Annotated in this window: 28 protein-coding genes and 1 pseudogene; 6 read left to right on the forward strand and 23 right to left on the reverse strand. The window is 58.0% G+C overall.

Annotated features, from left to right (window positions below):
- Positions 1-197 precede the first annotated feature (197 nt).
- The gene (locus PC358_RS05785) at positions 198-770 is read right to left on the reverse strand and encodes a DapH/DapD/GlmU-related protein (RefSeq protein WP_238338587.1); all 573 of its coding nucleotides are present in this window, start codon (positions 768-770) and stop codon (positions 198-200) included.
- 271 nt (positions 771-1,041) lie between these two features.
- On the opposite strand from PC358_RS05785, the gene PC358_RS05790 reads away from it, so the two are divergent.
- From PC358_RS05790 to PC358_RS28000, 4 genes and pseudogenes are all read left to right on the forward strand, one after another.
- The gene (locus PC358_RS05790) at positions 1,042-1,299 is read left to right on the forward strand and encodes a hypothetical protein (protein ID WP_033698126.1); all 258 of its coding nucleotides are present in this window, start codon (positions 1,042-1,044) and stop codon (positions 1,297-1,299) included.
- A 504-nt stretch (positions 1,300-1,803) separates the two neighbouring features.
- Positions 1,804-2,124 (forward strand): hypothetical protein, encoded by a 321-nt coding sequence (locus tag PC358_RS05800; protein ID WP_033700074.1) that lies wholly within the window; start codon positions 1,804-1,806, stop codon positions 2,122-2,124.
- A 183-nt stretch (positions 2,125-2,307) separates the two neighbouring features.
- Positions 2,308-2,565 (forward strand): annotated as a pseudogene (locus tag PC358_RS28085) (site-specific integrase); the annotation flags it as partial.
- 480 nt (positions 2,566-3,045) lie between these two features.
- Positions 3,046-3,960 carry a hypothetical protein gene (locus PC358_RS28000; RefSeq protein WP_077068427.1) on the forward strand — a complete coding sequence of 305 codons (915 nt, stop codon included), beginning with the start codon at positions 3,046-3,048 and terminating at the stop codon, positions 3,958-3,960.
- A gap of 242 nt (positions 3,961-4,202) precedes the next feature.
- Here the strand turns inward: PC358_RS28000 and PC358_RS05810 are convergent, their stop codons facing one another.
- Genes PC358_RS05810 through PC358_RS05820 form a run of 3 tightly spaced genes read right to left on the reverse strand, consistent with a single transcriptional unit; the run spans position 4,203 to position 6,098 of the window.
- Positions 4,203-4,412, reverse strand: a complete 210-nt coding sequence (locus tag PC358_RS05810) for a hypothetical protein (protein ID WP_033698129.1) — start codon at positions 4,410-4,412, stop codon at positions 4,203-4,205.
- The gene (locus PC358_RS05815) at positions 4,406-5,680 is read right to left on the reverse strand and encodes a Y-family DNA polymerase (protein ID WP_033698131.1); all 1,275 of its coding nucleotides are present in this window, start codon (positions 5,678-5,680) and stop codon (positions 4,406-4,408) included. The genes PC358_RS05810 and PC358_RS05815 overlap by 7 nt, the downstream gene beginning before the upstream one ends.
- The gene (locus PC358_RS05820) at positions 5,670-6,098 is read right to left on the reverse strand and encodes a LexA family protein (RefSeq protein ID WP_033698132.1); all 429 of its coding nucleotides are present in this window, start codon (positions 6,096-6,098) and stop codon (positions 5,670-5,672) included. Before PC358_RS05820 ends, PC358_RS05815 begins: the two co-directional genes overlap by 11 nt.
- A 103-nt stretch (positions 6,099-6,201) precedes the next feature.
- Here PC358_RS05820 and PC358_RS05825 point away from each other — a divergent pair, with 103 nt between their 5' ends.
- The gene (locus PC358_RS05825) at positions 6,202-6,921 is read left to right on the forward strand and encodes an SOS response-associated peptidase family protein (RefSeq protein WP_033698133.1); all 720 of its coding nucleotides are present in this window, start codon (positions 6,202-6,204) and stop codon (positions 6,919-6,921) included.
- On the opposite strand, the gene PC358_RS28090 is transcribed toward PC358_RS05825, so the two are convergent.
- From PC358_RS28090 to PC358_RS05845, 5 genes are all read right to left on the reverse strand, one after another.
- Positions 6,884-7,090 (reverse strand): hypothetical protein, encoded by a 207-nt coding sequence (locus tag PC358_RS28090; RefSeq protein ID WP_077068428.1) that lies wholly within the window; start codon positions 7,088-7,090, stop codon positions 6,884-6,886. The genes PC358_RS05825 and PC358_RS28090 overlap by 38 nt on opposite strands.
- A gap of 14 nt (positions 7,091-7,104) precedes the next feature.
- Complete coding sequence (locus PC358_RS05830; protein WP_033698135.1) at positions 7,105-7,317, reverse strand: hypothetical protein; 213 nt, start codon at positions 7,315-7,317, stop codon at positions 7,105-7,107.
- Positions 7,318-7,394: 77 nt separating this feature from the next.
- Positions 7,395-8,189: a DNA adenine methylase gene (locus PC358_RS05835; protein WP_033698137.1), complete on the reverse strand. Its 795-nt coding sequence runs from the start codon at positions 8,187-8,189 to the stop codon at positions 7,395-7,397.
- Positions 8,190-8,356: 167 nt separating this feature from the next.
- Positions 8,357-8,878: a DUF2514 domain-containing protein gene (locus PC358_RS26940; RefSeq protein ID WP_077068429.1), complete on the reverse strand. Its 522-nt coding sequence runs from the start codon at positions 8,876-8,878 to the stop codon at positions 8,357-8,359.
- A complete protein-coding gene (locus PC358_RS05845; RefSeq protein WP_033698139.1) occupies positions 8,875-9,321 on the reverse strand; it encodes a structural protein P5 in 447 nt (148 codons plus the stop codon). Before PC358_RS05845 ends, PC358_RS26940 begins: the two co-directional genes overlap by 4 nt.
- Before the next feature lie 9 nt (positions 9,322-9,330).
- Between PC358_RS05845 and PC358_RS05850 the strand changes: the two genes are divergently transcribed.
- Positions 9,331-11,382, forward strand: a complete 2,052-nt coding sequence (locus PC358_RS05850; protein WP_156056761.1) for an acyltransferase family protein — start codon at positions 9,331-9,333, stop codon at positions 11,380-11,382.
- 61 nt (positions 11,383-11,443) lie between these two features.
- On the opposite strand, the gene PC358_RS05855 is transcribed toward PC358_RS05850, so the two are convergent.
- The 14 genes from PC358_RS05855 to PC358_RS05915 form a co-directional block, all read right to left on the reverse strand.
- Positions 11,444-14,311, reverse strand: coding sequence for a hypothetical protein (locus tag PC358_RS05855; protein WP_033698142.1), 2,868 nt, complete (start codon positions 14,309-14,311; stop codon positions 11,444-11,446).
- 43 nt (positions 14,312-14,354) lie between these two features.
- On the reverse strand, positions 14,355-14,837 hold the full coding sequence (locus tag PC358_RS05860) for a hypothetical protein (protein WP_033698144.1): 483 nt from the start codon (positions 14,835-14,837) through the stop codon (positions 14,355-14,357).
- Positions 14,838-14,839: 2 nt separating this feature from the next.
- On the reverse strand, positions 14,840-17,941 hold the full coding sequence (locus tag PC358_RS05865) for a host specificity factor TipJ family phage tail protein (protein WP_033698146.1): 3,102 nt from the start codon (positions 17,939-17,941) through the stop codon (positions 14,840-14,842).
- The gene (locus tag PC358_RS05870) at positions 17,913-18,314 is read right to left on the reverse strand and encodes a hypothetical protein (protein ID WP_033698147.1); all 402 of its coding nucleotides are present in this window, start codon (positions 18,312-18,314) and stop codon (positions 17,913-17,915) included. The genes PC358_RS05865 and PC358_RS05870 overlap by 29 nt, the downstream gene beginning before the upstream one ends.
- Positions 18,314-18,799: a DUF1833 family protein gene (locus PC358_RS05875; RefSeq protein WP_033698150.1), complete on the reverse strand. Its 486-nt coding sequence runs from the start codon at positions 18,797-18,799 to the stop codon at positions 18,314-18,316. The genes PC358_RS05870 and PC358_RS05875 overlap by 1 nt, the downstream gene beginning before the upstream one ends.
- On the reverse strand, positions 18,796-22,194 hold the full coding sequence (locus PC358_RS05880; protein WP_081874714.1) for a phage tail tape measure protein: 3,399 nt from the start codon (positions 22,192-22,194) through the stop codon (positions 18,796-18,798). The genes PC358_RS05875 and PC358_RS05880 overlap by 4 nt, the downstream gene beginning before the upstream one ends.
- Positions 22,195-22,254: 60 nt before the next feature.
- Positions 22,255-22,566 (reverse strand): hypothetical protein, encoded by a 312-nt coding sequence (locus PC358_RS05885; RefSeq protein ID WP_033698151.1) that lies wholly within the window; start codon positions 22,564-22,566, stop codon positions 22,255-22,257.
- A gap of 303 nt (positions 22,567-22,869) precedes the next feature.
- Entirely contained in the window at positions 22,870-23,199 is a 330-nt protein-coding gene (locus PC358_RS05895) for a hypothetical protein (protein WP_033698153.1), read from the reverse strand.
- A 40-nt stretch (positions 23,200-23,239) separates the two neighbouring features.
- Positions 23,240-23,743: a hypothetical protein gene (locus tag PC358_RS05900; protein WP_033698154.1), complete on the reverse strand. Its 504-nt coding sequence runs from the start codon at positions 23,741-23,743 to the stop codon at positions 23,240-23,242.
- Positions 23,744-23,798: 55 nt separating this feature from the next.
- Positions 23,799-24,185: a DUF3168 domain-containing protein gene (locus PC358_RS05905; protein WP_033698155.1), complete on the reverse strand. Its 387-nt coding sequence runs from the start codon at positions 24,183-24,185 to the stop codon at positions 23,799-23,801.
- Positions 24,178-24,678, reverse strand: a complete 501-nt coding sequence (locus tag PC358_RS05910) for an HK97 gp10 family phage protein (protein WP_033698156.1) — start codon at positions 24,676-24,678, stop codon at positions 24,178-24,180. Before PC358_RS05910 ends, PC358_RS05905 begins: the two co-directional genes overlap by 8 nt.
- A 3-nt stretch (positions 24,679-24,681) precedes the next feature.
- Positions 24,682-24,852: a hypothetical protein gene (locus tag PC358_RS27900; protein WP_167334457.1), complete on the reverse strand. Its 171-nt coding sequence runs from the start codon at positions 24,850-24,852 to the stop codon at positions 24,682-24,684.
- Between the two features lie 8 nt (positions 24,853-24,860).
- Positions 24,861-25,187, reverse strand: coding sequence for a head-tail adaptor protein (locus PC358_RS26945; RefSeq protein ID WP_077068431.1), 327 nt, complete (start codon positions 25,185-25,187; stop codon positions 24,861-24,863).
- On the reverse strand, positions 25,184-25,525 hold the full coding sequence (locus PC358_RS05915; RefSeq protein ID WP_033698157.1) for a head-tail connector protein: 342 nt from the start codon (positions 25,523-25,525) through the stop codon (positions 25,184-25,186). The genes PC358_RS26945 and PC358_RS05915 overlap by 4 nt, the downstream gene beginning before the upstream one ends.
- Between the last annotated feature and the right edge of the window lie 4 nt (positions 25,526-25,529).

A 25,529-nucleotide genomic window follows, 5' to 3' on the forward strand; every position in this document is an offset into this window, starting at 1 on the left:
CCGAAAGAAACGGAACCGACAAAACAGGCGGCGATGGGACTGATCACACGGGTTCGGGTAATAGCGGTACCGCCGGCCCGGGGAGTAGCACCGGCGGCAGTGGTACGGGTAGCAGCGGTGCCGGTGGGGGCGCAGGTGGCAGCGGTGGGGCAAGCGGTGGGTCGGGTGGCGGCGGAAGTTAAGCTCGCGGCTGCAACTTACACCGCGTCCGGCTCTACCAGCCACTTCTTGAATTTCGCCGGAGAGCCGGCATAAAGCGCATTGGCGACGACATCCTCAGTCACCACACTGTTGGCCGCAACCACACTGTTCTGGCCAATGTTGACGCCCGGCAGGATCACGGCCCCCGCGCCTATCCATGCATTGTCGCCCACGGTGATCGGCGCTATGTAGTCGTTGCTCTTGCGCCGATCCGGGTGCACATCGTGGCTGGTCGTGCACAGTCGTACCTGTGGTCCCAGCATCGCCTTGCGCCCAATGCGGATAGTTGCCTCGTCGAGTAACACGCAACCGCTATTGATAAACGCGCCCTTGCCCAGTTCCAGGTTGCCGCGCTCGAAGTAGATCGGTGGGCGAATGACAACGCTGCCTTCAGTGCGAATACCCGCCTTGGCCATAAGGCGATTAGTCTGCTTCTTGCCCAGATCATGGGTATCCAGCAATCGCATGAGCTGGCGTGGGGTCAAGCTACGTTTGAGTTTTGCGATGAATAAAAACAAGCGGTAAACCCAATGAGGTGATGGTTGCTTAAGGTCGGATTGTCGACCCATGCGGCAAGCATGGCCGAGCTGAAGCACTAACGGGCCCGTGCCAAAGGTACACTTTATATAGCGCCGTTTTATCGGCGACCTTGCACACTTCTTTAGCCTATCGTGTCGGGCTCATGGTAATCGCCCCTGCAGCCCCTGGCCACCCATCCACCCTGGACGCAAACCCAGTAACCCACCTGCCCTGCTCCGTAGTAGCGTCTCGGCCTCTACGAACTTCCAGGTCCGTCACTTTGAAACCCATGGACCTGGGCGATTCAGACCAGGAGGTCAAATGCAGCGTGTTCAGGTGATTGATCAAGCAGCTTTGGATTCGGCACTGATAGCGTTTGCCCGCTACAAAACCGGAGAAACAAAACTCTTCGATCTAGAGCGTGCAATGAGCTTTGAAGTAGGTGAAGCCCTGTCGAGGAGCGAGCTGGTGCGATTCACGATTACCAAAATGGTGTCGGGTCGGTATCGCATCCGTGATGAAGGAGAGAACGCCATCACCGATGCCGGGCGGGCTCGCCTCGAGGTGATTCGAGGCTAGCGCCGCCCTCAATAGCGCGTTCAGCCAGCTTCACCTCAAGCGCAGGGCAGGTATGCACCTCCCGCTTAGCATCGAGGTGAAGTCCCACGGCCAGTTCACAACGAATAAACAGGTCCTGCTTCAGGTGGTCAGAAGATACGCGGCGGCACCCTTGATCAAGCGCCAGGGCTTCCAGAGTGAAAGGTGCTCGAACAACCTGCTGGAGTTGCCCGCCAAGCCTGCAATCCAGAGATAGACGAACCACTTCCGTAGCAACCTGAGGGTTTTCTTTGTTTTCACTCGCAACAGTCAACACACCTTGATCAATGCCCCTGCCAGCAAAAATGAGTAGCACGTGAACACGCACACACTCTGGCAGACAATCGGTTCCAAAAAAAGCGGGATTAGACCGCCTGTGACCGGCATTCTACAAGGGTCGCCGTTTAAGTTTTTAACGCATTTCAGCGTAAACCATCAGGGTCAGCTAGAGTTTTTCATGAGTTCAAACACCGTGAGATGACGATCATGCTAAAACAAGAAGCGGACGACGTTATTGAGCGTATCAGGGACGATCTAAAACGGCACGGGGTGCTGATCGGCTACGATCCAGAGTTCACCACGCCTGAATTCGGCTGCGACCTGGATCACCACGTTGCTCAGATCAGAGAAGATCCGGAAAGCCATGTCGTGCGCATCGTGATCCATGACGAAGGCTTGTGGGCGCAGCTCAGACAGGGGTCCGTGTATCGCTGCGTCGTCAGTGAATGTAAAGGGAAGCTATTCGGCATGCCAATTACCATCGAACCTCGAACCGATGCGTCCTACACCATCCAGTACAAGCTCTGAAGCTTCTGCAGGGTTGTCTGGCGGCAGGACTGCCCTGCAGATCGAAAGCCGAACAATTCAGTGAAGCCCACTCGGCCTCCCAGGCCGTTAAGTGCTGGTTTCCGCTCATGCCCGTGTGCATCTTTCTCTCTTTGTCCATCGCGCGCGCCTGCGAGAGAGGGGTTGATTCGTGCGGTTCGAAATCTGCACCCTCAATGGCGCCCGCCCCCTAAGACGCTGGGGATCAGATACCGCCCCCCGTATAACTGCCGCCATACCTATGCGACAATAGGCTCAATGTCTGGTCTCAACCCCGCATTTATCGCCCAACAGCTCGGGCATGGCGTGCAGATGCTCTTATCGACTCATGCGCGCTGGATTGACACGTCCAACGACTGGCAGGAGCTGGAACCGCTCCAGATTGGTCCGAAATGGGCTCGCAGCTGCGACGAAGCCACGTAAGTTATTGATAGGTAAGCTCCTTTGATCTCCACCGCTAACATCACCATGCAGTATTTAGGGGGTGTTTGGCGGTGACAAAGGGTTAATTTCATTGGGACAAACGCCCCACCATTACCCTCATATCCCAATCGGTGGTATCAAAATTGGTATCACCTGCTAGCTGTCGCTGACTGTCCGCTTTCGACCCAAAGCAGCCGGTGAGGATTATCTACATAAGCGTGCACAAATGACCTTGCGCAAGAGAGGGTGGAATCCGTTTACGCTCTAGCAGCCCGAACTCACCGCCTGGGCGACGGTAACTACACCCTGCATGATTGCAGTGGTTACTTGCACTTTGAAAATCTGCTAGTCTCACAATCCTAAACCGACAACTGGCTTTCTGTACGGTGCGCTGCCTTACGCATACTAGGGCTATCGCCCGGATAGAGTGAACTCCCGCCGTTGCCGGTACTTGATTGCCCCTTGTTTCCGAGGACTGGGATGCCCCCTGAAATAGAAAAGTTGCAAAAAACAATTGAAGCAATTACTGGCGTCACTGATGCAGTGGTTGATAAGGAGTACGTGTCGGAACTCTCAGAGGATCATTTTAGTCTTCTTCCCTACGGGGACTTGCCGCTCGGCGCACTGCGCCGTACTCACGGCGGCCTGGCGGACGAAGTCATAATTACCGTTAACTTTGGCATCTCGCGAGATTTAGCAGGGCTTCAAGCTCTGGAGCTTATCTCCTGGTGCGTGCGCGATGCTGCGCGCGGTGGTGAGCCTATTCAGGTCAGGTCCTTGGCGCTTCCGCCTATTGGAGAGCAATTCGGCACGACGCTTCGCTTTGTGATCGAGTACTTCTACGTCGACCCGGAACAGGACATTGCGAAGCTGATCACCAAGGTGGGAGAGCTTGCCGATCAGTTCGGCATCATCCAAAACATGATGCCCCAACCCAGCCCTCTCAAAAAGTTCCTGCCGTGGCGTGCCAAACAAACCGGCACTGAACCGAACCACGAAGAAGAAAAAAGCAGTGACCGGCGCCGAGGAGCTTGGCTGATGCTAGGAGGCGTTGTTTCGTACTCCGGTTATACAAGACTTCCAGGTAGTTGGGCAGAGGGCTCTGGTCTGCTGGCAATCGGGATTTTTTTGGTCGCCTGTGCGATCATCTGTAAACAGTCCACATTGGCTTTCATACAGCGCATCATAGTTGCTGCAATTAGCTTCTCTCTAGCTTGCCATTTCGCAGCCAAGCTTTATCAGGATGTGATAAACGGCCGCTATGGAGCTCTTGCCAATCTGCCGACGAGGTCAAACTGGGACTTGACGGTATTAATTGGGATGATCCTGGCTCTCATTGGGATCTCGGCGGCTATGCTCTTCAAACCAAGCAAAAAGGGTAATAACCGATCCTGAAACGTGAATATCACATTTCAGCGCATCAAGCACGGCAATCTGCTTGAGCCACAGGTTTATGCGTAAGTGTCCTGTACGGTAATTTGAATGTTCGAGTTAACCGTACAGGACACCCGGTGGGTAAACGCCATCCGAATTCCCGATTCCGGCCGTTAGCGGCTCTTAGCCAACGGCAGCTTAGGGTCGAAAGCAGCCATCCACGACTGGCAACTATCGCCCCTAGCCGCCGCGCATCGAGCGGTTCAAGCGGTCTCTTCATCCTCAATCAGCGCCCACAGCCTGGCCGCCTCGGCAAACTCCAGCATGTCGGCCAACTGGTCTGCATCAACGTCACTGCGTCGGTGCGCAGAAATCGCGAGCTCGGCAAGCACTGCGGCCCTGCCATCGGGATCGGCTACCAGAGCGGGCTGGTCATTGAGTTCGGCCAACCAAGCCACTGGCAGGCTCAACACTTGACCGTCCACAGCTGATCAATCCGCGTGGTATAGGATTGGCTCATCATCTCCCTCCTCATTCCCCAGTCCGGTGTCGCCGGTACGCTGGCGGCTCGCATTGTCCCCCTCCCCCAGCGCTCGTTGATGTCATCCATCACCTGCATCAGTCGGTCACATGCCACCGATTGCTTGAGCGCAAACAAGTCCTCTGAAAACTCACCTGGTTGCCGCAGGTCCATCAGCAGCACCTCTGCCTTGCTGTACCGAAAACCCGGCCGGAAGATTCGCGCAACAGCATCGGTGGCCAGTCGGGTCATCAGCAGCGTGTCGCAGGTTGGGTATGGCAGTTCCACCAGCGCCCCTTGTGCGTGGCGCGCCTCGTCCGGGTTGAACATGCCGGTGCGAATGCTGACGCGCATGCGCTTGCACACTGAGCCCTGGGCCCGGAGTTTCTCCGTTGCTCGGCCAACGTAAGTGGCCACTGCCTGCTTGATGGGCGCCAGCTCTGTCAGCCGCATGCCGAACATCCGGCTGCAGCAGATTTCCTGCTTTGGGGGTTCGGCCTCGTCCAGTTCCAGGCACGGGGTGCCAGCCAGCTCGCGGGCAGTCTTCTCCACCACCACACTGAATTTCTGCCGCAGCGTCCAGGCATCAGCCTTGGCCAGATCCATAGCCGTGTGGATGCCCATCGCCTCGAGGTGGGCGGTCATCCGCCGGCCAACACCCCATACCTCTTTCACCTCTGTGTTGCGCAGCACCCAATCGCGCTTGAACGGATCGGTAATATCGACCACGCCACCTGTCTGCGCCTGCAGCCGCTTGGCGGTGTGATTGGCCAGCTTAGCGAGCGTCTTTGTGCTGGCGAAGCCCACACCCACCGGAATGCCGGTGCACTGCAATATCCGTGAGCGAACTCTTCGCCCGAATTGGGTCAGGTTTTCTTGAATGCCTGACAGATCGGCGAAGCATTCATCGATGCTGTAGACCTCCGTGGCAGGCACCATCGACTCGATTAGCGTCATAACGCGCTCGCTCATGTCGCCGTACAAGGCATAGTTGCTGCTGAAAGCCATGATGCCGTGTCGGCGCAACTTATCCTTTGCCTGGAAGTACGGCTCGCCCATTTTCACGAATGGCTTCGCGTCGTAGGACCTGGCAATCACGCAGCCGTCGTTGTTGCTCAGTACCACTATCGGGACCTTTGCCAAGTCAGGCCGAAACACCCGTTCGCAACTCGCATAGAACGAGTTGCAATCGATCAGCGCGAAGACCTGGTCACTGCGCATGGTCGCGAACGCTGTAACGCACAACGCCCCAGATGACGAGCTCATCGCCTTCCATGATGTACCGCGGCGGGTACGCTGGATTCTCCGATTTCAGAATCACTACGTCGTCGCGACGATGCAGACGCTTGCAGACCGGCTCGCTGTTTACTGCGGCAATGACTATATCGCCATGTTCGGCCTCACGGCCGCGATCTACGATGACGATGTCGCCGGAGTAAATCCCCGCCCCTTGCATGCTGTCGCCCTCCACTTTCACCAGATACACATGGGGTGCGCGGAGGTCGAATAGCTCATCAAGGGAAATATGGCCTTCCAGGTGGTCCGCTGCAGGGGATGGGAAGCCGGCCGGAACGTGAAACGAATACAGCGGTAGCGGTTCGGTACCGCCGGTTGGCGTACCCAAGAATGTGATGGTCATGATGGAAGGTCCAATGCAAACTGTATGCATATACAGTAAATCTGGCATCGGGTGCTCGGTCAATCCTGGGCAGCGAAATTTCTGACGGGCGAGAGATGGGAAAATGTGCGGACGGTACTCGATCTACGAATCGATGGATTACTACCTGCGCCAGCTATCGCTGGACCTGGTAGTGATCAATGGCTACGACCATGAGCCGATCAACCGATACAACGTAGCGCCGTCCACTCGCGTGGAAATCGTTCGCCAGGTTGGGGGTCGATCGAGCGTGGATCGCGTCAAGTGGGGATGGTCGCCATTCTGGGCGAAGGGAAAGCGCCCCGATCCGATCAATGCTCGAGCCGAGACGGTGGTGGCAGGGAAGTTCTTCAAGGGCCTTTGGCCGAACGGCAGAGCTCTTGCCCCTGCAAATGGCTGGTTTGAGTGGATCGCTGATCCCACGGACCCAAAGCGAAAGCAGCCTTACTACATCACCAGCGCCGACGGCGGCCCGCTCTTCTTTGCGGCGCTGGCAGAGGTGCACCACAGCCTGGAGCCGGACGAGCGCGATGGGTTTGTGATCATTACTGCAGCAGCCGACCAAGGCCTGGTCGACATCCACGACAGAAAGCCCCTGGTGCTGTCCCCTGAGATTGCTAGGGAATGGATGGACCCCGGTACAACGAGTGAGCGCGCGGAGGAGATTGTCGAAGCAGGATGCCGACCCGCTCATGATTTCCGCTGGTTCCCGGTAGGAAAAGCAGTCGGCAAGGTCGGTAACCAGGGACCGGAGCTAATCGAACCTGTCAGTGAGGAGAACCGCCAGGGCGACCTAGAGCTTTAAGCTGGTATTCGCTAACCGCTTGGAATTGCGATTCTGCGATCATGCGCAGTCGCTCGATCTCCAGGGGTGACGCTCCATCGCCCTGAGCCTGGTGATAACGCTTCAATGCTTCGACTGCATCGGTATACATCGGATGATCTGGGAACAGTAACGGCGGAACATTTGACATTACAGAGCCCCCTTTCAATGGATGGTATCAGGCGCCTGTTTGGCTTCGATCAGTTGAAAATCGATGACGGCCTGGTAGAGGGAGTCCGCGATAAGGCGCAACCGCTCCACCTCTTCAGCAGACGCGTTAGCAGCCTCAGCGGCTCGGAGCTCCCTCATGGCATCAATCGCCTTCTTAATCAGCGCCTCACCGGCCTCAACAATCCCAATGAAAGATCGCTTAGCCACAGTCACTCCAATCAGTTAATTTTGATGAAGCATAGGGTAAGACGATCCAAGCAGCTACAGCAGAAGATCCCTGCATTTTAGAAAAGTTGACCGAGTTGTGACGGCTCCCAATTCATGATCACCAGCTCACCGGTCAAATCGGCCTGGCCATGCCTCTGGTTCGCGGTGGTATACCGGATATCCAACCGCTCGAAGTGGAACCCGTCAAAAGCCGCTCGAATGTCGGGATGGTCGTTGATGCTCACCATGACGTTGCCTTTGCAGGTGCGCATGAACTCGGCCATGCGCTCATATTGGTCAAACGGAAAGTCGACACCGTAGCCTGCGGTCTGCCAGTAAGGCGGGTCCATGTAGAAGAAGGTGTGTGCTCGATCATAGCGCTGCGCGCAGTCGAGCCATGACAGGTTCTCGACGTAGGTACCGGCCAGCCGTTGCCAGGCCGCGGAAAGGTTCTCCTCGATGCGCAACAGGTTGATAGCAGGGCCGGTGGTGGCGGTGCCGAACGTTTGCCCAGTAACCTTCCCGCCGAAGGCGTGCTGCTGCAGATAAAAGAACCGCGCCGCGCGCTGGATATCGGTCAACGTCTCCGGTCTCGCCATCTTTTGCCACTCGAAGATCTGCCGAGACGAAAGTGCCCATTTGAACTGTCGGACAAATTCCTCCAAGTGGTTCTGCACCACCCTATACAGGTTGACCAGATCGCCGTTGAGATCATTCAAGACCTCCACCTGGGCGGGTTGTGGTCGCATGAAGTAGAGGGCGGCGCCACCGGCGAAGACTTCGACGTAGCACTCATGGGCGGGGAACAGCGGGATCAAGCGGTCGGCCAGGCGGCGCTTGCCGCCCATCCAGGGGATGATTGGGTTAGTCAATTTGCAAACCTTTACTGTATGGATGAACAGGTTCTAGGCTCGCCGTGCTTTGTGCACAGAGCGGGAGCCTTGGCTGGGCTTGCAGGTATGGTCTGCGGGTTCGGCGGTCAGCAGGGATGTTGACGCATCCCCGGTGGCCGCTCTCTTTGCATGAAGCCTTCGAATAATTAGCGGGCGCTTCCTGACGCCCGTTTTGCGATCAGGGCGTCGTGTTCCCGGGAGCACTGCTCACCGGCGATCCTGGCTCGGTCATAAGCCTGCGCCAGCTCTCGATTCGTAGCGACAGACCGGTCGAGCAGGTCGGAAAGCACCATGGCGGCGCGGGTGGCTGCCTGGCCTCGGGCGATAGCGGCGGTATCCGTGCCGGGGCAACTGACGGTGGCAGCGAGCTTGGCACCTTCGTCGCGCAGCCGTTGGCCAGCAGCATCGGCGCCAGCAGCGCCAGCATCAGCAATCGTTCTTTCTTCATGCGCTTTCACCCTCGCCTCTTGCTGCGCGTCTGCGCTCCGGTGTTCTTCCTGGCGCGCCGATCGTTCGCCAATGACCTCGGCCAAGCGGTCGCCGCGGTCTCGTTGTGCTGATACCTGACCGCCCTTCGCCCGCTCTAGCGAGATGCCGTGTTGGTACGCGCCCCAATGGGAAGCCAGAAGGACAAGCACAGCGGCAGCCGTAGCAGGCCCAACACTCATGACAAAGCCCGCCGGATACCCTCATCAATGATCATCGACGGGTACGGGTTGCCGCCGTTCTCGTGGATGATGATACCGAGCACCATCCCCCGCAGCGTGGCCGGCTCTTTGATGTCGATCGGGTCCGTGGCCTGAACGCCCAGGCGCTTGGCCACGGCAGCGGCGTAGGCCTGGGTGTCGTTCTCGTTGCTTGGCGCCCAGCGGTTGATAGTTTCGAGCACGGTGTCGATCCCCTTCCCGCCTACTCCCGGCATCCCGTCCTTGCCGCGGTAGTTGATCAGCAGCTTGCCCAAGGCGCGGATGCCGTTCTCGGGATGGTCAAATCGGGCGAAGCGCGGCTTGGCCACTCCCTCTTCCAAGCCGAGCTGGCCCTGCCAGGCGTTGCGCGGGTTGTAATCGATGTTGCCGGGGTTCTTGTTGCGGACTCCGCGAGGTGTGGTCATGTTTTCTCCATGCACAAAAAAGCCCACAAATGCGGGCGAGAAGGTAATATTCGCGGCTTACTCAGCAGCCCGATGAAAGGGAATTCAGAAATGCAAGGCAAACACTTGGCCTATCGTCCGGACATAGACGGGCTCAGGGCTCTGGCCGTACTGGCCGTGACAATTTTCCACTTCAATAAGCAATGGCTACCTGGTGGCTTCGTAGGAGTTGACGTTTTTTTCGTCATATCCGGCTACCTGATCACAGGAATCATCTACGGGAAAGGCTCTGACTTTTCCTTTGGTGACTTTTACGGTCGTCGGGTCCGCCGAATTCTTCCTGCCGCGACATTTGTGACCATAGTCACTTTGATTGCTGGGTCATTGTTGCTCTTGCCAGCAGACGTGAAGGCCCTGTCGCAGTCAGCAATTGGCGCCACTCTTTCTGCAGCCAACATCTACTTCTGGCTTTTCCTAGATACAGGTTATTTCGCCGCTTCGTCCGATACCGTGCCGCTGTTGCACATGTGGTCGCTAGGCGTCGAAGAGCAGTTCTATATGATCTGGCCGGCACTCATGATCATCGCCATGAAACTCGGCGGTAAGCGCCTGCTTGTAGCTACCGGCGTGGTTCTGGCCATTGCATCGTTCGCAGTGAGCGAGTACTTCATTGCGCGTGACCCTTCCTTCGCTTACTACATGCTGCCATCCAGGGCTGGCGAACTGCTGGTAGGCGCCCTACTTTTCCTGTGGCAAGACTCCCGCCGTATTCCAGCTTCGGCTGCAAACATAGCTGGCGCCGTTGGCCTAGCCATGGTTGCAGGCGCAGTAGTGCTGCTCGACGAGAAAAATGGCTTCCCTGGTATACGATCGGTTATCCCTTCTGTAGGCGCAGCCCTACTGATTCTGGCGGGCACAAATCAAGCCAGTCCTCTTTCCAAAATTCTCGGCAACTCGGCAGCTCGGTACATCGGGCTACGGTCCTTCTCGCTCTACCTGTGGCACTGGCCAGTGCTTGCCTTCTACCGCTACGCTTACGGCGAACCAACTTTGGCTGGCGGGCTAGCGTGCGCAGCACTGATGGTACTACTGACTCTGATCTCGTATCACCTAATCGAAACCCCGTTCAGGTCGAGAAGCCCTATGTGGCTTCTCACCAAGGCAGGGCCCATCGTTGCGACAAGTGCTGGGGTAATAGTCGCCGGGTATGTCCTGGACAATAACAAGGGCTACTGGCCAACCACTTCTGGCGATCAGTACAAAAGGTTAATTTCTCAGCACGACTACAACACCAAACCGGCCAGCCGCTTCCCGTTCAATTGCCAGATGATGAAATACGATCCAATTAACTGGACTGAGGATCAGTGTGTAAACGGCGACAGGTCAGTACCTCCCGAAACTCTGCTTTGGGGTGACTCGAATGCGGCACACTACGTAGGATATCTGAAAGCTATCGGAGAAAGCAGACACTTTTCAATCCGTAATATCTCCCACTCTTCTTGCCCACCGGTCAGGGATACGAAAGGCATTCTTGGGCCAGACCGCGAAAAGTCCTGCAACGAATTCAACGTTCGGGCTTTTGCTGAGTCGAAGAAATATAGAACTGTGATAATCGGTGCGTCATGGGAGTCGTATGCAGCGAGAGGCGGAAAGGAAAAGTTTGCTGAAACCATTGCCGAATTGGCCGGTAATCACAATCAGGTAATCATCGCCCTCAACGTTCCTCTATTTGAAGGGCTCGACCGCATGTGTACTGCGAAATCCATTCGTATTCCTGGAATGGACTGCCCATCGACAGCGATCCTCCCCGACCAGGGCGACAGCGAAGTAAATATGTACCTAAAGAAAATCGCCGCACAGTACCCGAACGTCGCAACGTTTGATGTACGCCCACAAATCTGCAAGGACGGCACCTGCTCGGCATATGACAAGGGTACCCTCCTCTATTTCGACCACGCCCACATAAGTATGATAGGGTCAGAGATATTAGGCCGATCTGTTTTGGAGAGCGATCAAGTACCACAATCTATCGCAGCTCTTGGGCAGTCGGCTCGATCAGTAGGTCAACACACTCCTGATTAACCATATGAACTGGTGATCCTGACGCAACATTAAGCCCGCAGTAAAGCGGGCTTAATTTATCTCATTGCACTCCAAGATTACCGAACTCATATCCCGGGGACGAAACGTCCAGCCCCCTAGCCCCAACCACAGTGCTGCCAACTTCTTTTCCCGCAATCGATGGCGTCGGATTCACTCGCCCGGCTCCGGCTGCACTTAAAGCCCAGGCAAGCCAAGGTTTTCCGCCTTTGGTGTACTGGAATGCGCAGTTCACATCACCTTGGACGATATCGATAGGGGCTACTGCGTAGCCGCCGCGCCACTTATACCCCTGTCCAGCCAGGAAGGTTGTGTGAATGCCGGAGATAGCTGCTTGGTAGAATTTCCAGCTATTAGAGTTCCGACGGGCGAAAGGCAAGGCAGACGTCACATAGCGGCCATCCCCGGCCTCATAGGTTCGATCCATCCAGCTGGCACAGAACCCCCGTGTCGGGTGGAAGCAGACCGCAGCGAACACGTCCGGTGCGGCGCTCTTCGGCTGGGCACTTACCGAGGCCTCGTCGCTCGCAAGCAAAGGGCCGCGGTTATCACCGATATAGTGCACCCACTCAGGAAACGCAGAGTACACACCCATCTGCGGGCCGTTTTCGATTTCAACGACCACATCCTCTAGTGCTTCGAACTCGTAGAGAACCTCCCAAGAACCAGGCCTTACATGCGCCACGAAGTGCTGCCGACCAACATAGCGCTCAAGCGTCAGGGTGTTGTAAGCAAGAAGCTCGACCTGCCAGGAAAACGTGGCTGTATCAGCCGGGCCGGAATAGGTTTGTTCGGCGGCCATCTCCTGACCATTGATGGAGCACTTCAGGTTCACCATCCGCGCGGTAGGCTTTGTCAGCTCAACCTCATTCCAGTGGCCGCCGCCCGTGTACTGCTTGGCTCCACCGTCCCCATTGTTGACCGCACGCACTACCATGGGCGGAAGCCAGTCTGTGCTCCACCCACCAAGGTCTTCCCATGCCGCCGATTCAACGGTCGTTAGCGGCGCGATGCGCCAGCCCTTGAAGTTGAAAAGCTGGTTGATCTGGTTGGGACCGAACTTCTGCATGAACATCTGACCGGCGCCATGCGACCAAATGAAGTCGAAGTTATTGCCGGTGGTCTCGCCCTCCACCCACATCCGGCCGGCTTGCAGCTGCTTCGACGTAGCCGATGCGTTCGCGTAGGTGTACCGCGATGGATCGACAATCCAGCTTCTTGCGCTCGCACCCGAGGTGTTTGCGTTGATCGCAACGCCAAGAGCCGGCAAGGCTGCGGCGTCGATGGTCAGCTTGAACTTGATACCGGGACGACTCTTCGGCGTGATAATGAGCGTTTGGACGCCACCGTTACGGTCAATATCAGGTGCAGGATCGCTGTAGTTGTGGATCACCACATTGTCAGTTACAGCGCCATAGTCATCCCGGTCAGACTCTTGGAAAATCCAGCCGTAGGTGTAATCACCGAACAAGGGAGCGCCGTTCTTTTGAAACGCAACCTTGTAGTATTTGGTCGGATCCGCACCTGAAACCTCACAGTTCAACAGGAAACTGTTAAGCACTGTGTTTACTGGCGAAGTCACACCGCCTTGCGCCATTGGCCGAAGGGGATAGTTTTTTCCCTTGTTGATGGTCAGCGCATCATCCTTCAGATACGGCGCGTCCACGTAGCACGATGGATCGACAATCCAGCTCCGACCAGGCGTACCCGAACTGTTGGAGTCAACTGGCACGCCTACAGATGGCAGGGCTGCGGCGTCGAGCGTAATTTGGAACCGCATCTCCTGCCGGAGGGCCGGCCTTACCGTGATGGTCTGGATGCCCCCGGTTCGGTTGATGTCGGGAGCCGGATCGGAGTAGGTATGGATCATCGTCACGGTGCCGGTCGCCGCATACGTCGAGGCGTCCGCTTCGTACAGAACCCAGCCGAACTCGAAGCTGCCGGCGAGACCTGGCGCGCCGTTTTTTTGAAGGCTGATCAGGTAGTACTTGCCCGCAACAGCACCGAGCACTTCGCATTTCAGCAACAGTCGATTCATGACCGGGTTGGGTATAGATGTCACCCCACCACGGCTCATCGATCGCAGCGGCAAGCTCTTGCCAATATTTAGCGTCAGCGCGTCATCTTTAACGATTGGAGGGGCTGAGTACCTCGATGGATCAACGATCCAGCTTCGACCGGCAGCGCCCGTACTGTTCGAGTCAATAGCCGTTCCTGCCGCAGGAAGCGCCGCGGCATCCAGGGTGATCTTGAACCTGATATCTGGACGGAGCTGGGGGGTTACCGTGATCGTCTGGACCCCACCAGTCCGGCTAATGTCGGGGGCAGGATCGACCAACGAGTGAATTTGCGTAAATGCTCCGGTCGTCGCGTAGGTGGCAGCATCCGCTTCGAGCAGGATCCAGCCAAACTCATAGGCCCCCACAAGCCCGGTAGCACCGTTCTTTTGCAGCGAGATCAGGTAGTACTTCCCTGGCTCGGCGCCAATGATCTCGCAGTTCAGCAGGACGCGATTCATCACTGCGTTTGCCGGTGAGGTGACGCCGCCCCGGTTCATTTGGCGGAGCGGGTACGCCTTGCCCCGGTTGATGGTCAGGGCATCGGCCAGCCAGGACAGCAGGGACGATATCTCAACCGCGACCCCGGCGTCGTTCCGGTAGCGGGTCTCGAACACGTCACCAGTACCTGGCACCGTGAAGAATCGGTTGTTCGTACCGGTTCCATTGGTCTTAGTCAGGCCCTCGGCAACAGTGGTGTAGGTGCCAATGCTCGCGAGAAATTCTGCGTAGATCTTTTTTAGGGTTGGCTTGGTGATGCCGTTGATCGTGACGAAGTCAGCATCAGATAGGAACAGCGCGTTGGCAGTGGTCACCAGCCCATGGAACAGCTGATTGTCGGTAGCTACGCTCATAGAAACTCCAGGCGAAAAAAAACCCGCATGAGCGGGCGAGCATTCAATTGATCTGGGCTCCAGGCCAAGACTTGGTGTACCAACGCATAAGCTCGGCAGTTAGAGCTGCGTTCATGACCGGCAAAGGCATCCCGAGGAGCAACTCTGCGAAAGCAGCCTCATCGACAATGGGCAACTCAAACAGCTCCAAGGAGGCCGTGTATCGCCACAGATCATCACTGGCAAACTCTGGGCCTTCGTAAATATCGGTGAATCTGGAGCGGGTCGGCCTAAGCCCTAAAGGTGTTCTGATGGGACAAAGAAACCAGTCTGCCCAGCCGATCTCCCATTTACACCACCCCTCAAACAACTTGGCTTCCTCGGTCGACAAGATCCAACTTACTCGCAGGATGGTTGGAACGCTGCCAAACCGGCGACGCTGCATTGCCCTGCCACTCGCCATCGTTGTTCGAACTATTGGGCTGACTGGCTTGAAGCCGTAGCCGTCAGCAACTGGCAACGGAAGACCATCAGGAAGTAACAGCATCCTCAAGCATCCTCGGGAGCAAAATTGTCATCGTCTGCGTAGACGCGAACGTCGTAGTTGATGGCCTCCATTTCCGCCGAGTAATCACCTGGCTCTATTGAGGTCACCAGAACCGGGTAGCACCACCGTGTCGAAATCCCGAACAGCAGGTGAGGCGGCTCAATCTGCTGGGAAAGATCCGGCACAAAGTCGATAGATTGGATAGCGATGCGGTAGTCATCTATTCGATACGCAGCCCACGGACCGCTGATCGAACCGTCTGGCCGGCGCACTGCAAGAACATGTGTCTGCCCTTCGCTCCAAACAAAAGCCTCGCTGCTTTCGATCACTACCGGCCCCTCTCCTGCGGAGAAGTCCGTCATGATTGATGACTGCGCATAGCCAGGAATGTCATCGGCCACCGCGTCATAGTTGAGATAACCGCTGTTCAGCGCGGAGAGCTCAGTACCCCAGCTATAGCTTTTGTTCTGATAGACCTGGGCCCGACGCTGACGCATGCCGTAGCGCCAAGCACGGTCGCGATCTGTGACCCCATCGAGTGTGATTTCCTTGACCGTCTGAAAGGCGTCACCTGGAAGCCTGCACTTCACCGTTTCTTCAGCCCAGGTCCTCTGGTCCCGGTACTTGATGGAAACACCGTCAAAATCGTCAGGCGCAGGCAGGGTGAATGAGCGCTTGAGGGATCCGTTCATGTTCTGCGGCGTGTACATGTTCTTGATCTGGCTGCGCGGCTCATCACGCACCGGAGTAATCCGGCCTCGCTCAAGCGTGAACTCTGCAAATCCAGCTTTGAGAGCATCGTTGAGCACTTCCTTGACCGTGCCCGCCTCCTCCACTGAAAAGTCGAAGTAGTCCCCGCGGTTGTGCCAAATGGCGCCATACCGCACGAACTCTTCGATATCTACGTCATCATCTGTCGCCCCAACCGACTTCGAAACATAAGACGCCCACGGCGCGATATCGCGGGTAGCCGTTGGCTCCGACCAGGCGCCATTGACCAAGACAGGGAGCTTGCGGGTGGCTATCAGCGACACCTGGCTCTCGGACTGAGCCGAAAGTTTGGTGCCGCCGCGCGCATACACCGCGATCGTGGTGACTCCCTCATAACGCAGCGGGGCTTTATCAATGCGTGCCCTGAGCCCATACCACTGCACACGGTCTTGCTGATTGCTGTCCGACGACTCCTCGCCGATTCGGCGAACCCTCATTTCCCCCCTCATGTAGGTAGGAAAGTTGATGGCCCGGGTGAATGCGATCTGATCTCGACGAGCCGCCTTGAACGTCCAAAAAACGCTTGTCCAGTTCTCGGCGGTGTTGATGTCGCGATACTGGGCCTCGACCTTGACGGTTACTTCAACCTGCCGCCCTTTCTTCGAGTAGGCAATCAGGCCAGCGGGAAAGAAGAAGTCCAATTCAACGCTACGGACAACCTCATTCTCGGGGCAGACTGCGAACGATCCGGCCCAGTCGCCTTCAGTTGTGGAAGAGTCCAGCACAACCGATACATCGCTGGTTTGCATCGCGTCGAAGCCCAACCAGTCATCGTCCACTGCACCTGTATCAGTCAATCGAACGACCGTAATCGCCGACGGCCCATGACTCTCGTCCTCTGGGGTGGCGCCGTCATCCTCCACTGAGTCATCGGAGACTTCCGTTATCCGGTACCGCAGTCCCCTATAGCCAATCGTGGCCAGCAGCGATCCTGGCTGCAGCCCCACCGCCGGAGCGCCACCGTCATAAGCCATGGTCATGCGGGCGTACTGCCCATCCGCGGCCGCCTCTGTCTTAACGCCCGTCACGAACGCAGGGCTCGAACCGAGGATGTCAGTGACAGAACCCGTGATAGACAACGGCGAGCCGGTGAATGGCGCGGCCTGCTCTGCAATGCGCAGCCTCCCGGAGGAAGCGCTGGCCACCAGACCGGTACCGGACAGTGACGCACTCACCGCCGAAACGAGGCCTGCAAGGTTTGTAACGTTCGTATTCAGAGATACCGGAAAGCTGCTCGCTCCTCGCGATACAGTGAAGCTCAGCGACACCACATCGAAGTTGAAACGAGCAGGCGCCGCGCTTCCGGTGACCATTGACGCGCTACCAGGCACGGCCGGGGTACCGGGCACCTCAGGCTCATAGCTCGCAACAACATAGTTGCCAGCATTGGCGCCAGCGATCTCGATCCGCATGCCGGCGAACGCCTGCAGCATGGGCAGATACGGACCGCTGACGATGGTCGCGCTGCCATCAATCGGGGTAGTGAAGGTATACGGGTAAGGCAACTCAACGCGCGCGATCATGCCGCTATCCCAGCCAAACGGGAACCAGCCCGCTCCGTCTGGAACGCTCAGCACCAGATCGGCAGCCAGCAGAGCATTGCCGCTGAACTGCTGTGCAACTTGAGTGGTGTTGGTGAGGGTAAGGCCGCCAGATCCGGTGTTTGTCGCACCGACTTCGGTCGAGTTATGCCACCACAACCGGGCTGACTCGGCGGCCAGTGACTCACCTGGTCCGTATACCTTGTATCGCGCAGTGCTGCCGAGCGAAGCGAGCGTGGTGTCGCCGATCTTGACGTCCGTGGGATTGATCTCGAACTCTCCGACGCCAACGCACAGCAATAGCTCAACCCACTGTTCCGTCTCGTTGACGAAGTGATGCCGAGGGGGGACCAGATAGTCCGGAAAGATGCGAGTTCTGCCCGCAACCTCGCGTATAACGTCACCCACTTTGACCTGGTTACCCGTTGTCTTGGCCAGGTTCAGGTTCTGCCCTGACCGACCCTGATTCCTTGGCGTGGACAGAGGCCTCTGAGTCATCATCACCACGCCGACGGCAACCACTGCGGCAACCACAGCCCACAACGCGACCTCCAGCCCGGTTCCCTTCGGCTCTGGATAAATGCAAACGGTATCTTGGGGTGAAAAGTCGGTCTTCGCCCAACGCTCGGGATTGATGAACACACCGTTCAACTCGACGCTGATAGGCGGCGACTGACGCGGCGTATAGCCTGGAACGTTCTGGAACAGCCACCCTTCAATAGTCATAACCTGATCGGTCTTGTGGCGCTCCAGTGGAGATCCCTCAAGCTTGCTCGGGTAGAATTCGATCACGGTGGTAGCTCACTTTCAGATACTGGTCTTGAAAACGCCGAAGCGGCTTTATGGTTGCCCCGCTGGGCTTCATCTCTAGGCCGTGCAACCGGCCCTCCACCTCGACGATCAGCGCAACGTGAATGCAGATGTCGCCCCTCCACACGCAGGCAATAGCTCCTACCTCCGGCCCGCAGCGCTCCATCGCAGATGCCTCAAGGTTTACGGCCCGAGTGAACTCCTTAGGCATGGTGTTGCGCACGTACCCCCAGCTCGGCAACAACGGCAGGCCGTACACCTGGTGGCGCACCAACCGGGTCATTCCCCAGCAATCGAAGCGCGCAGGGCCGCGCCCGCCATCTTCGTAGGTGGCGGTGAGGTATTGATCGAACATCAGGTGTACCTAAGGCAGGGAACGAAATCCAAGGTGTACTTGCGTCTTGGCCAGGCGAGGTTGACGAAGTCGAAGTAGCCAGCCTGCAGCTGCACGCTGGCCCCTTCCATGAAACCGCTCAGCACGTTCATGCGGTATGGCTTTTCCGCCGGTGCGGACAAGTCGGAAGACAGGAAAATGCGGAAGATCATGGTGATCTTCTCCCTGGCATCCAGCGCTTTATCAATCAGCTGCTGAGCCACGCCAGTCACGTTGTCGATAGCGAAGGTCAGCGATTGGTTACCGCTGTTATCGCGTTTTGGCAGCGCGGCATCGAAGGCGGTCGCCGTGAACGTCGCTAGAACGCCCTCCTCGGTCGTGGCCACTAGATCCTCAAACGCCGAGCAGATGTACACGGGGCCAGGCCAGGAGGCACAGCGAAGCTCAATGGTTGGAATGATCCACGCCTTGCCGCCAGAGGCGTACAAGGTTGCAATCGCGGTCATCTTCCAACCCTCTGGTTCCTGTAAGTCGACTCGTACGTCTTGGCTACTTTTCCTTGGCCAGTCCTCATGCCGGAAGAAATATGGTCGTCAACAGCGGCGATGATGACCTTGAGCTGATCCCCATCCATGCGAGTACTTACCTTGTCATTTCCGTAGTTGAGAACCTGGACGTTGAGATTTGGCGAGGGCGATGCCGCCGCTACAGGAGTATCCGCCACTGCCTCCGATGAACCGCCAGGACCGCCGATGAAAGCAGCACGCCCATTGCTGATGGCCTCCAGCGTTCCTACACCAATCCGCGCTGTAGCCTCGGCGTCGAAAACGTACTCACCCCGGTGCACCGGACCAGCTACCTCATCCTTGCGACCATGCCCCGTATAGCCACCATCCATAAAGCCGACACCGGCCATGGCCGTCATGCCAACGGCGGATGCAAGCGGCGTAGCGACGGTCAATGCACTAGCCATGGCAGCAGGTGCCAAGGCCGGACCAACAATAGGAATTGCCGCAGTTGAAGCGAACGCAGCAAGACCAGCTTGAAGTGCGGTGGCCTGAGCATTCGCAGCTAGCATGCCTGCTGAGCTTGCCTGCGTAGTTTTGCCGACGAGCATCTGCACGCCCTGGTAAACCAGCCATTGCGCCGCCATATCGGTCAGCGCGTTGAGGACAGATTCTGCGAACCCGCCCAACATGTTGTTCAAAGCATCGCCAGCATCCTCCGCTCCGGTGGCAACATCCTTGAGGAACGTGCTCAGTTCACCCCTGGCGCTGCCAAGGGTGCTGTTGGTCAGATCGGCAGCCTGGGCTGAGTAGTTCTGTGCCTCGTCGGCAAAGTTCGCCCACGCTTCGCGAACGCCGTTCATCCAGTTGGACTGCTGCTCGTCAATCGCCGCATAGTAGTTCTGCTGAGCTTGCAGCCTCTTGTCCAGCTCCTCCTGAAGGACCTGTGTTTCGCTCGCATACAGCTCCGGCTCAATCTGCCCGGTGTTCCGCTGCTCATTCAGGGACTGGAGGTCCTCGACATACTTCTGACGCAATGCCAGCTCAGACCGCATACGGTCGCGGGCCTTGTCCCCCAGGCCAATTCCGGCCAGCTCTTGGGCATAGCCATTTACCGCCGACTGCGTGCCGGCTTGCTGAGCAGCCTTGAAAGCGCTGAGCTTTAGATCGTCTTCGTTGGCCTTCTTGATCTTGTTCAGGGTATCCAGCTCGGCGGCCAACTCAAGCAGGCGCTTTTGCTGGGCTTTCGACAGATTGCCGAGCTTGCCCTCCTGAAGCTCGAAGGAGAGTTTCGCGACTTCCGTGGCGTTCTTCTGCTTGTCACCAGTGGTGTTGATCAGCTCGATCTGGCGCTTGTAACCCTCTTCCGCCGCCTTGAAATCCGTCAGCTGCTTCTTGGCAGCCTGCTCAGACTTTGATTCCCCCTCGCGCTTGGACTTGTTCGCCTTGTCATTGGCCTTTTTCTGCGCCTCGATGGCATTAGCTGCCGACAGGATGGCCTGGCGATCTGTTTCGGTGAGGTCCGCATTCTCGGCGATGTAGCGGTTCGCGATCTTGATCGCGTCATTGTTGTCTTGCAGGCCGCCGAGCTGTTTCTGCAGGGTTTCCAGGTAAGTTTGGCCAGCGCTGCTCATGCCGCTCTTCGCGGCATTGTTCGCTTCGGTCGCTACTGTGTTTTCCTTGGTGACCCCAGTGAGGACACGCAAGGTTTCGGCAATCAGGCCTGAGCGCTGATCAGCATCGCTGACGGCGCCGGCTTGGGTGATCCAGCCCTGCAACGTAGCCGCCGGCAACTGCAGGCGATTACTCACTTCCTTCAGGATCGGGGCAAGGTCGGCACCAGAGGAGCGAGCCTCGTTCAGCCGATCGATGATCCCCTGGTACTCGGCCAGCTGCTTGTTGTACTGGCCGCCAGAGTCGCGAACAGGTGCTGTCACTGTTGCAGAGCGGATGGCCTGGGCAAGCTCTCCGTAGGCATCCTTGACCTTGTCCGTAGCGTTGATCTGCTCCTGCTGCCATTTCACCAAGCCAGCTTCGCGCTGGTCCTGGTTGAGCTTCTGGAACTCCTCCCGCAGTTGGGATACGGGCTTTTGCATGTCCTCCAGACTGACCCCAGCCTGGTCCGCGTTGTCACGCAGCAAGAGGAAGCTTGCCGCTACGGTGCCGGCGAGGATTGCCAGCCCCATCGGACCTCCCAGGCCTGCAAGCAGACCTGCCGAAGCAGCCTTCAAGCCAGACTGAGCGGTTGCTACTGCGGCGGTTGCGGCGGCCTCCTTTGTCCGCGCGGTCGCAAGCTGGATGGACATTTGGGTCTGAACTGCGGTGCCTCGCGCCGCAATCGCTTCCCGCTCAGCGAGAATGGTAGCCGTCTGAGCCTTCCGCTGATCTGCTATCGCCGCCTGTAGTGTTGCCTCAGCCTGGGCAACTCGTGCTGCCCGGTCAGCCCGCGCTGCCTGCACGGCCAACCCAGTTTTCACAACGTAGTTGGTCAGCGCAGCTGCACCGACGCCGCCCATGGCCACGGCCACAAGGTCGACGTTGTTCGCCAGCGCAATCAGCACGTTCGCAAAGCCTGCGACTATGCCGGTTTGCTCTTCCATGCCACCCAGGAATGCCTGAATGGCGTTGCTGATGTTCACCATCGCGTCCTGCACGCTGGTGGACATGTCGGCCGCAGCCTTGCGGTTGACCTCCACGTTGCGCAGCAGGCCGATATTAATGTAATCGAGCGACAGCTTGCCCTCGACGCCGAGCTTCCGGATCTCCTCGGCGCTCTTGCCGGTGGCGGTGGCAATCGCATTGACGATGGTCGGCATGGCGTCCTGAATAGACACCCAGCCATCCGCCTCTACCTTACCGGTCTGCAGCGCCTTCGAATAGGCATCCAAGGCCGACCCGGCTTTATCTGCAGCAGCCGCGTTGGTCACCAGCAGAAAGCTGAAGCTATCCGTGATATCCAGCGTCTCTTGGGTGTTAAAGCCCAGGCTACGCATAACGTCAGCAGTGCGGATGTACAGCTCTTGCGCCTCAGCCAGAGGACGGTAGGTTTCCTGCGCAGTTTGTAGCAGGTGGCCTTGAACCAACTGGTACTCACTTGCGCTACCAGCTGCAGCCTTCATCCGGTCAGACATCTGCCCGTAGGCATCAACTTGCTGGATGATGCCGCCTATCAGACCGGCGCCGGCCACTGCCGCGAAAGCGCCGCGCATGAGAGTGCCGGCTTGCTGCGCTGCTGCGCCTGCCCGATCAAAAGCTGAATCGACCTTGGCCAGGCTCTGGTCAATCGCCTGGGATGACCGCGCGACCAACTGATCCGCATTGGCCAACTCCCGACGCAGCTGGGCGGTGGTCGCCTCGATCTGGACCAGCATCCCCTGGACTTGTTGGTCGGCCATTCCGCTCTCCATAAACGAAAAAGCCCGGCACATGGCCGGGCTCGTTGAAAGTTGTCGTGGCTATTTGTAGGGATTTGCCATGTCAGTGGTGGTGAAACTAGCAACCTTGCCCGTAGCATCAAGAACAACGCTCAAGCCTTGGTTTTCGTAGCTAGAACCAGCAAAGCCGACTTTCGTATAGCCCCAGGACAAGACCTGAGTGCCATCAGAGTTTCTTGTCGTGGCAAGCGGTTGCCCGAAACTGCTCAGCAGTTCCTCTTTAGTGGTTACGCTCTGCTTAATTTGATCCAGCTGCGCTTGGGTAACCGGCTTACCATAGGTAGTGCATGCTGCCAGTACGCACGCGGCCAGTAGGACAAACAGTCTCTTCATGTGATGGTGCCTCCTTGATGAGCCAGGGAATGTACCATAGAGGCAGATACATTCAGGACCGCGCGCGCCCAGTAAGGGCTTGGCGCAGCTTGTCGGCAACTGTCGAGGCGCTAGGTTTCTGCTTGGCGCCTTGGGCCTTCCCTTTGCCGAAGGGGTTGGTCATTTGCGACCATTCGAGCCGGGCATCAAGTGCCATGAAAAGCTCAGGCAGCGGCGTGCACCAAGCAACATCCGGCGCCCAGCCCAGCCAACCCGTAGCAATCGAATAAAGCCGGTCAACGTAACTTCCGTCTTCGATGACGCTTACGCCGTCCCGGCTTGGTCGTTTCCCGGCTCTTTGCCGCGTGGGTTGTACAGCGCAACCAGGTAGGCGTTCAGCTGCGTTGACACATCGAGAACGCCGTGCTGCCAGACTTGCTCTGGCACTGCCTTGGCGGCCTTCTCGTCAAGGCCGGCGCCGGCAACCAGGATGGCCGCGCAACCGTCGACGCTGAGCGAGTTGATCGCCTGGGAAGCACCGCGCAGGCCGCCAAATCGGCTCTCGATCGCCCGCACAGCCTTCAGGGTTGGGGTCAGGGTGAACTCTTCATCACCCAGCTTGACGGTAACGGTACCGTGCAGCGTATTGTTCATTAGGCAGGTCCTGTGAAGCCGGGGCCAAAGCCCCGGGCACTTATGGGGTTACAGGGGCCGGCAGCAACTCGAGGATTTCCGAGTTGATGCCAAAGGTGATGTTGCGGCGCACCACGTTGTCAGCAGCGCCGGCGGCCACGGTGTTGTTCATTACCTTCGCTCGGTAGTAGAACGTGGTCGGGCTGATGGCCGGGGTGGCATCAGGGTCGCCGTCGTTGAGGGTGACCTTGATGTTGTAATCGCCCTTGCTGCGATCCTTGTGGGCGGTCTTGACCGCGTTCTGGCCAGCATCACCGTTATCCAGACCCACGGTCATGGTCATGTCGCCGGCGTCAGCCGTGCCCTTGTACTTGCGCACCCGCCCATCCTCGAGCGACGTGAATGTCACGCTGCTGAAGGTGTCGCCGAACTCGCCGAGGTCTTCGATCTCACCAACACGCACGTAGGTGTCGGCCTCGAACTCGGTTTTGGTGGTCGCCCCGGTCTTGCTGCCAATGAAAAGGCGGCAGCCGGCGGCTGTATTGAGGTTGTCTTCTGCGGGCATGGGTGATCCTCCAAAGCCACGTTGGATAGAAGCCGCAGCGCGGCCAGTGGGTGATTCAGTGGGTGGTGATCACGCGGACGGTGATCGAGCCCTGGTAGGTGATACCGTCGGCATCCCGCTGAGCGTCGGCCTGCTCGACTCGCACGGAAACCGCGCGTCCCACCTCCAGTGGCAGCCGGCGCTCATCCAGGGCGGCGATGACCTCGCCGTTGATGCGCTTCACCTCGGCCTGGCCAACGGCATCGGACCAGACCGACAGGTAGATCAGGCGCGTCTCGCGCTTGCGCCCAGAGATAGGGCTGGCATTTACCGAGATCTCCCGGTCGATCGACACATAGGGCATCGGGGTGTTGATGTTCGCACCGTCGTAGATCGGGCAGCTGACCTCAGCTTGTAGCCGGGCGAAGATGGCCTCTTGCAGGGCCAGCGATGGGTCAGCCATTGCCTACCCCCTGGCTTGCCTTGCGCAGCGTTCGGCGCACAGCGGCCTCAATATCGGCCATCACATACTCTCGGTTGACCTGCATTGATGGGCGCAGCCATGGGTGTGCTGGCCGGGCCGGAATGTCCGGATACTTGCCGAAAAAGTGGGTGCCGTCGCTCTTGTTGGTAACGCGTCGGTTGCGATCCCCTGCCCGCTTGCCACCGATGTAGCCCTTGGTCCCATACTCGATGAAGCGCAGGTAAAAGAATCGCCGGTTGTCCCGCTTGCCACGTATCCCGATCTGCGCATCCAGACCGCTGGGCGAGACGTAAACCTTTAGCGCCGCAGCAGCCGCGCCGGTGTCCTTGGGCATCATCTGCCGCTGCGTCTCCAGGATACGATTCGCCGCCTCCAGCATCGCGGGCTGTAGCTCGTTGTCCATGGTCTTGTGAATGTTGCGCAATGTCCGGCGCAGCCGGATATCACCACGGATGCTTGACCGGCGAGCCATGGACTACTCCTTGGCCTGGGCGGCCTTCGCTGACTTCTCGGCCTTTTCGGTGACCTCTACGGCATAGCCGCGGGCAATCAGGCCTTCGCCATAGGCCTTGTCGACCTCGAACTCTTCGCCCTTCTCCCGCTCACCGGATGCGCCCGTCAACGGGCCTAGTGCTCGAATTTTCATTATTCACCTCATGGGTTAGGTACCGATGAGCAGAGAAGCCTCATCAAGGAGTTTTCGTTGTCCGGCAACACGGCCTCAACCTGGTAGGTGATCCCCCGACGTGTCAGGCGCGATCCTGCGACGATATCTGGGCGCGGCCTGCCGATGATTTCGGCGGTTACAACAGCACTCAGCTTTTCAGCAACCGCAATGACCCGACCGCTTGGGGTGCGAACCTCACCCCACATTTCAGGGCGAGCAGCTGGCAGCCACGTCACTGTGGCGCCCCCGGATCTATTCCTCTCCTCGTGTCGATGAGCCACCTGCAGCCGATGACGCAGCGGTCCGGCCCTCATATGCCCCACCCGATACGATGCGGCGTCAGGAGCGCCTTCGAACCTTGCGGCAGTTCGGTGGCAATCGTCCCGGTCACAACGTCCTCGCGGTTGGCGTAAAGGTGGCCGAGGATCAGCAAACAGGCAGCCTTGATCTGCTTGTTGCAGACCATGGGAGACTCGCCGGCATCGTCGGCAGCGATAGCTTCATCCAGCGCCTGCTGGTCTGCGTAGAAGCGACGGTTCAGATAGTCCATCGCCTGCCCTTCGGCCGCCTCGATCAGGAGCACCAGGTATTCATCATCATCGTCAGGATCTCGGAGATGATGCCGAGCAATGGTCAAGCTGATGACCGACATACCC

Source organism: Pseudomonas capeferrum (genome assembly GCF_000731675.1).
Taxonomy (GTDB): Bacteria; Pseudomonadota; Gammaproteobacteria; order Pseudomonadales; family Pseudomonadaceae; genus Aquipseudomonas; species Aquipseudomonas capeferrum.

Coding starts and splice junctions, on each gene's coding strand:
- PC358_RS05915 (WP_033698157.1), bottom strand. CDS start 25,525: ATGTCGGTCATCAGCTTGACCATTGCTCGGCATCATCTCCGAGATCCT.
- PC358_RS05790 (WP_033698126.1), top strand. CDS start 1,042: ATGCAGCGTGTTCAGGTGATTGATCAAGCAGCTTTGGATTCGGCACTG.
- PC358_RS05895 (WP_033698153.1), bottom strand. CDS start 23,199: ATGAACAATACGCTGCACGGTACCGTTACCGTCAAGCTGGGTGATGAA.
- PC358_RS05800 (WP_033700074.1), top strand. CDS start 1,804: ATGCTAAAACAAGAAGCGGACGACGTTATTGAGCGTATCAGGGACGAT.
- PC358_RS05820 (WP_033698132.1), bottom strand. CDS start 6,098: ATGACCATCACATTCTTGGGTACGCCAACCGGCGGTACCGAACCGCTA.
- PC358_RS05885 (WP_033698151.1), bottom strand. CDS start 22,566: ATGAAGAGACTGTTTGTCCTACTGGCCGCGTGCGTACTGGCAGCATGC.
- PC358_RS05845 (WP_033698139.1), bottom strand. CDS start 9,321: ATGACCACACCTCGCGGAGTCCGCAACAAGAACCCCGGCAACATCGAT.
- PC358_RS26940 (WP_077068429.1), bottom strand. CDS start 8,878: ATGAGTGTTGGGCCTGCTACGGCTGCCGCTGTGCTTGTCCTTCTGGCT.
- PC358_RS05850 (WP_156056761.1), top strand. CDS start 9,331: ATGCACAAAAAAGCCCACAAATGCGGGCGAGAAGGTAATATTCGCGGC.
- PC358_RS26945 (WP_077068431.1), bottom strand. CDS start 25,187: ATGAGGGCCGGACCGCTGCGTCATCGGCTGCAGGTGGCTCATCGACAC.
- PC358_RS05880 (WP_081874714.1), bottom strand. CDS start 22,194: ATGGCCGACCAACAAGTCCAGGGGATGCTGGTCCAGATCGAGGCGACC.
- PC358_RS05875 (WP_033698150.1), bottom strand. CDS start 18,799: ATGACCGCGATTGCAACCTTGTACGCCTCTGGCGGCAAGGCGTGGATC.
- PC358_RS05900 (WP_033698154.1), bottom strand. CDS start 23,743: ATGCCCGCAGAAGACAACCTCAATACAGCCGCCGGCTGCCGCCTTTTC.
- PC358_RS05815 (WP_033698131.1), bottom strand. CDS start 5,680: ATGCGCAGTGACCAGGTCTTCGCGCTGATCGATTGCAACTCGTTCTAT.
- PC358_RS05870 (WP_033698147.1), bottom strand. CDS start 18,314: ATGTTCGATCAATACCTCACCGCCACCTACGAAGATGGCGGGCGCGGC.
- PC358_RS28090 (WP_077068428.1), bottom strand. CDS start 7,090: ATGTCAAATGTTCCGCCGTTACTGTTCCCAGATCATCCGATGTATACC.
- PC358_RS05785 (WP_238338587.1), bottom strand. CDS start 770: ATGGGTCGACAATCCGACCTTAAGCAACCATCACCTCATTGGGTTTAC.
- PC358_RS05825 (WP_033698133.1), top strand. CDS start 6,202: ATGTGCGGACGGTACTCGATCTACGAATCGATGGATTACTACCTGCGC.
- PC358_RS05860 (WP_033698144.1), bottom strand. CDS start 14,837: ATGCTGTTACTTCCTGATGGTCTTCCGTTGCCAGTTGCTGACGGCTAC.
- PC358_RS27900 (WP_167334457.1), bottom strand. CDS start 24,852: ATGAAAATTCGAGCACTAGGCCCGTTGACGGGCGCATCCGGTGAGCGG.
- PC358_RS05910 (WP_033698156.1), bottom strand. CDS start 24,678: ATGGCTCGCCGGTCAAGCATCCGTGGTGATATCCGGCTGCGCCGGACA.
- PC358_RS28000 (WP_077068427.1), top strand. CDS start 3,046: ATGCCCCCTGAAATAGAAAAGTTGCAAAAAACAATTGAAGCAATTACT.
- PC358_RS05905 (WP_033698155.1), bottom strand. CDS start 24,185: ATGGCTGACCCATCGCTGGCCCTGCAAGAGGCCATCTTCGCCCGGCTA.
- PC358_RS05855 (WP_033698142.1), bottom strand. CDS start 14,311: ATGAGCGTAGCTACCGACAATCAGCTGTTCCATGGGCTGGTGACCACT.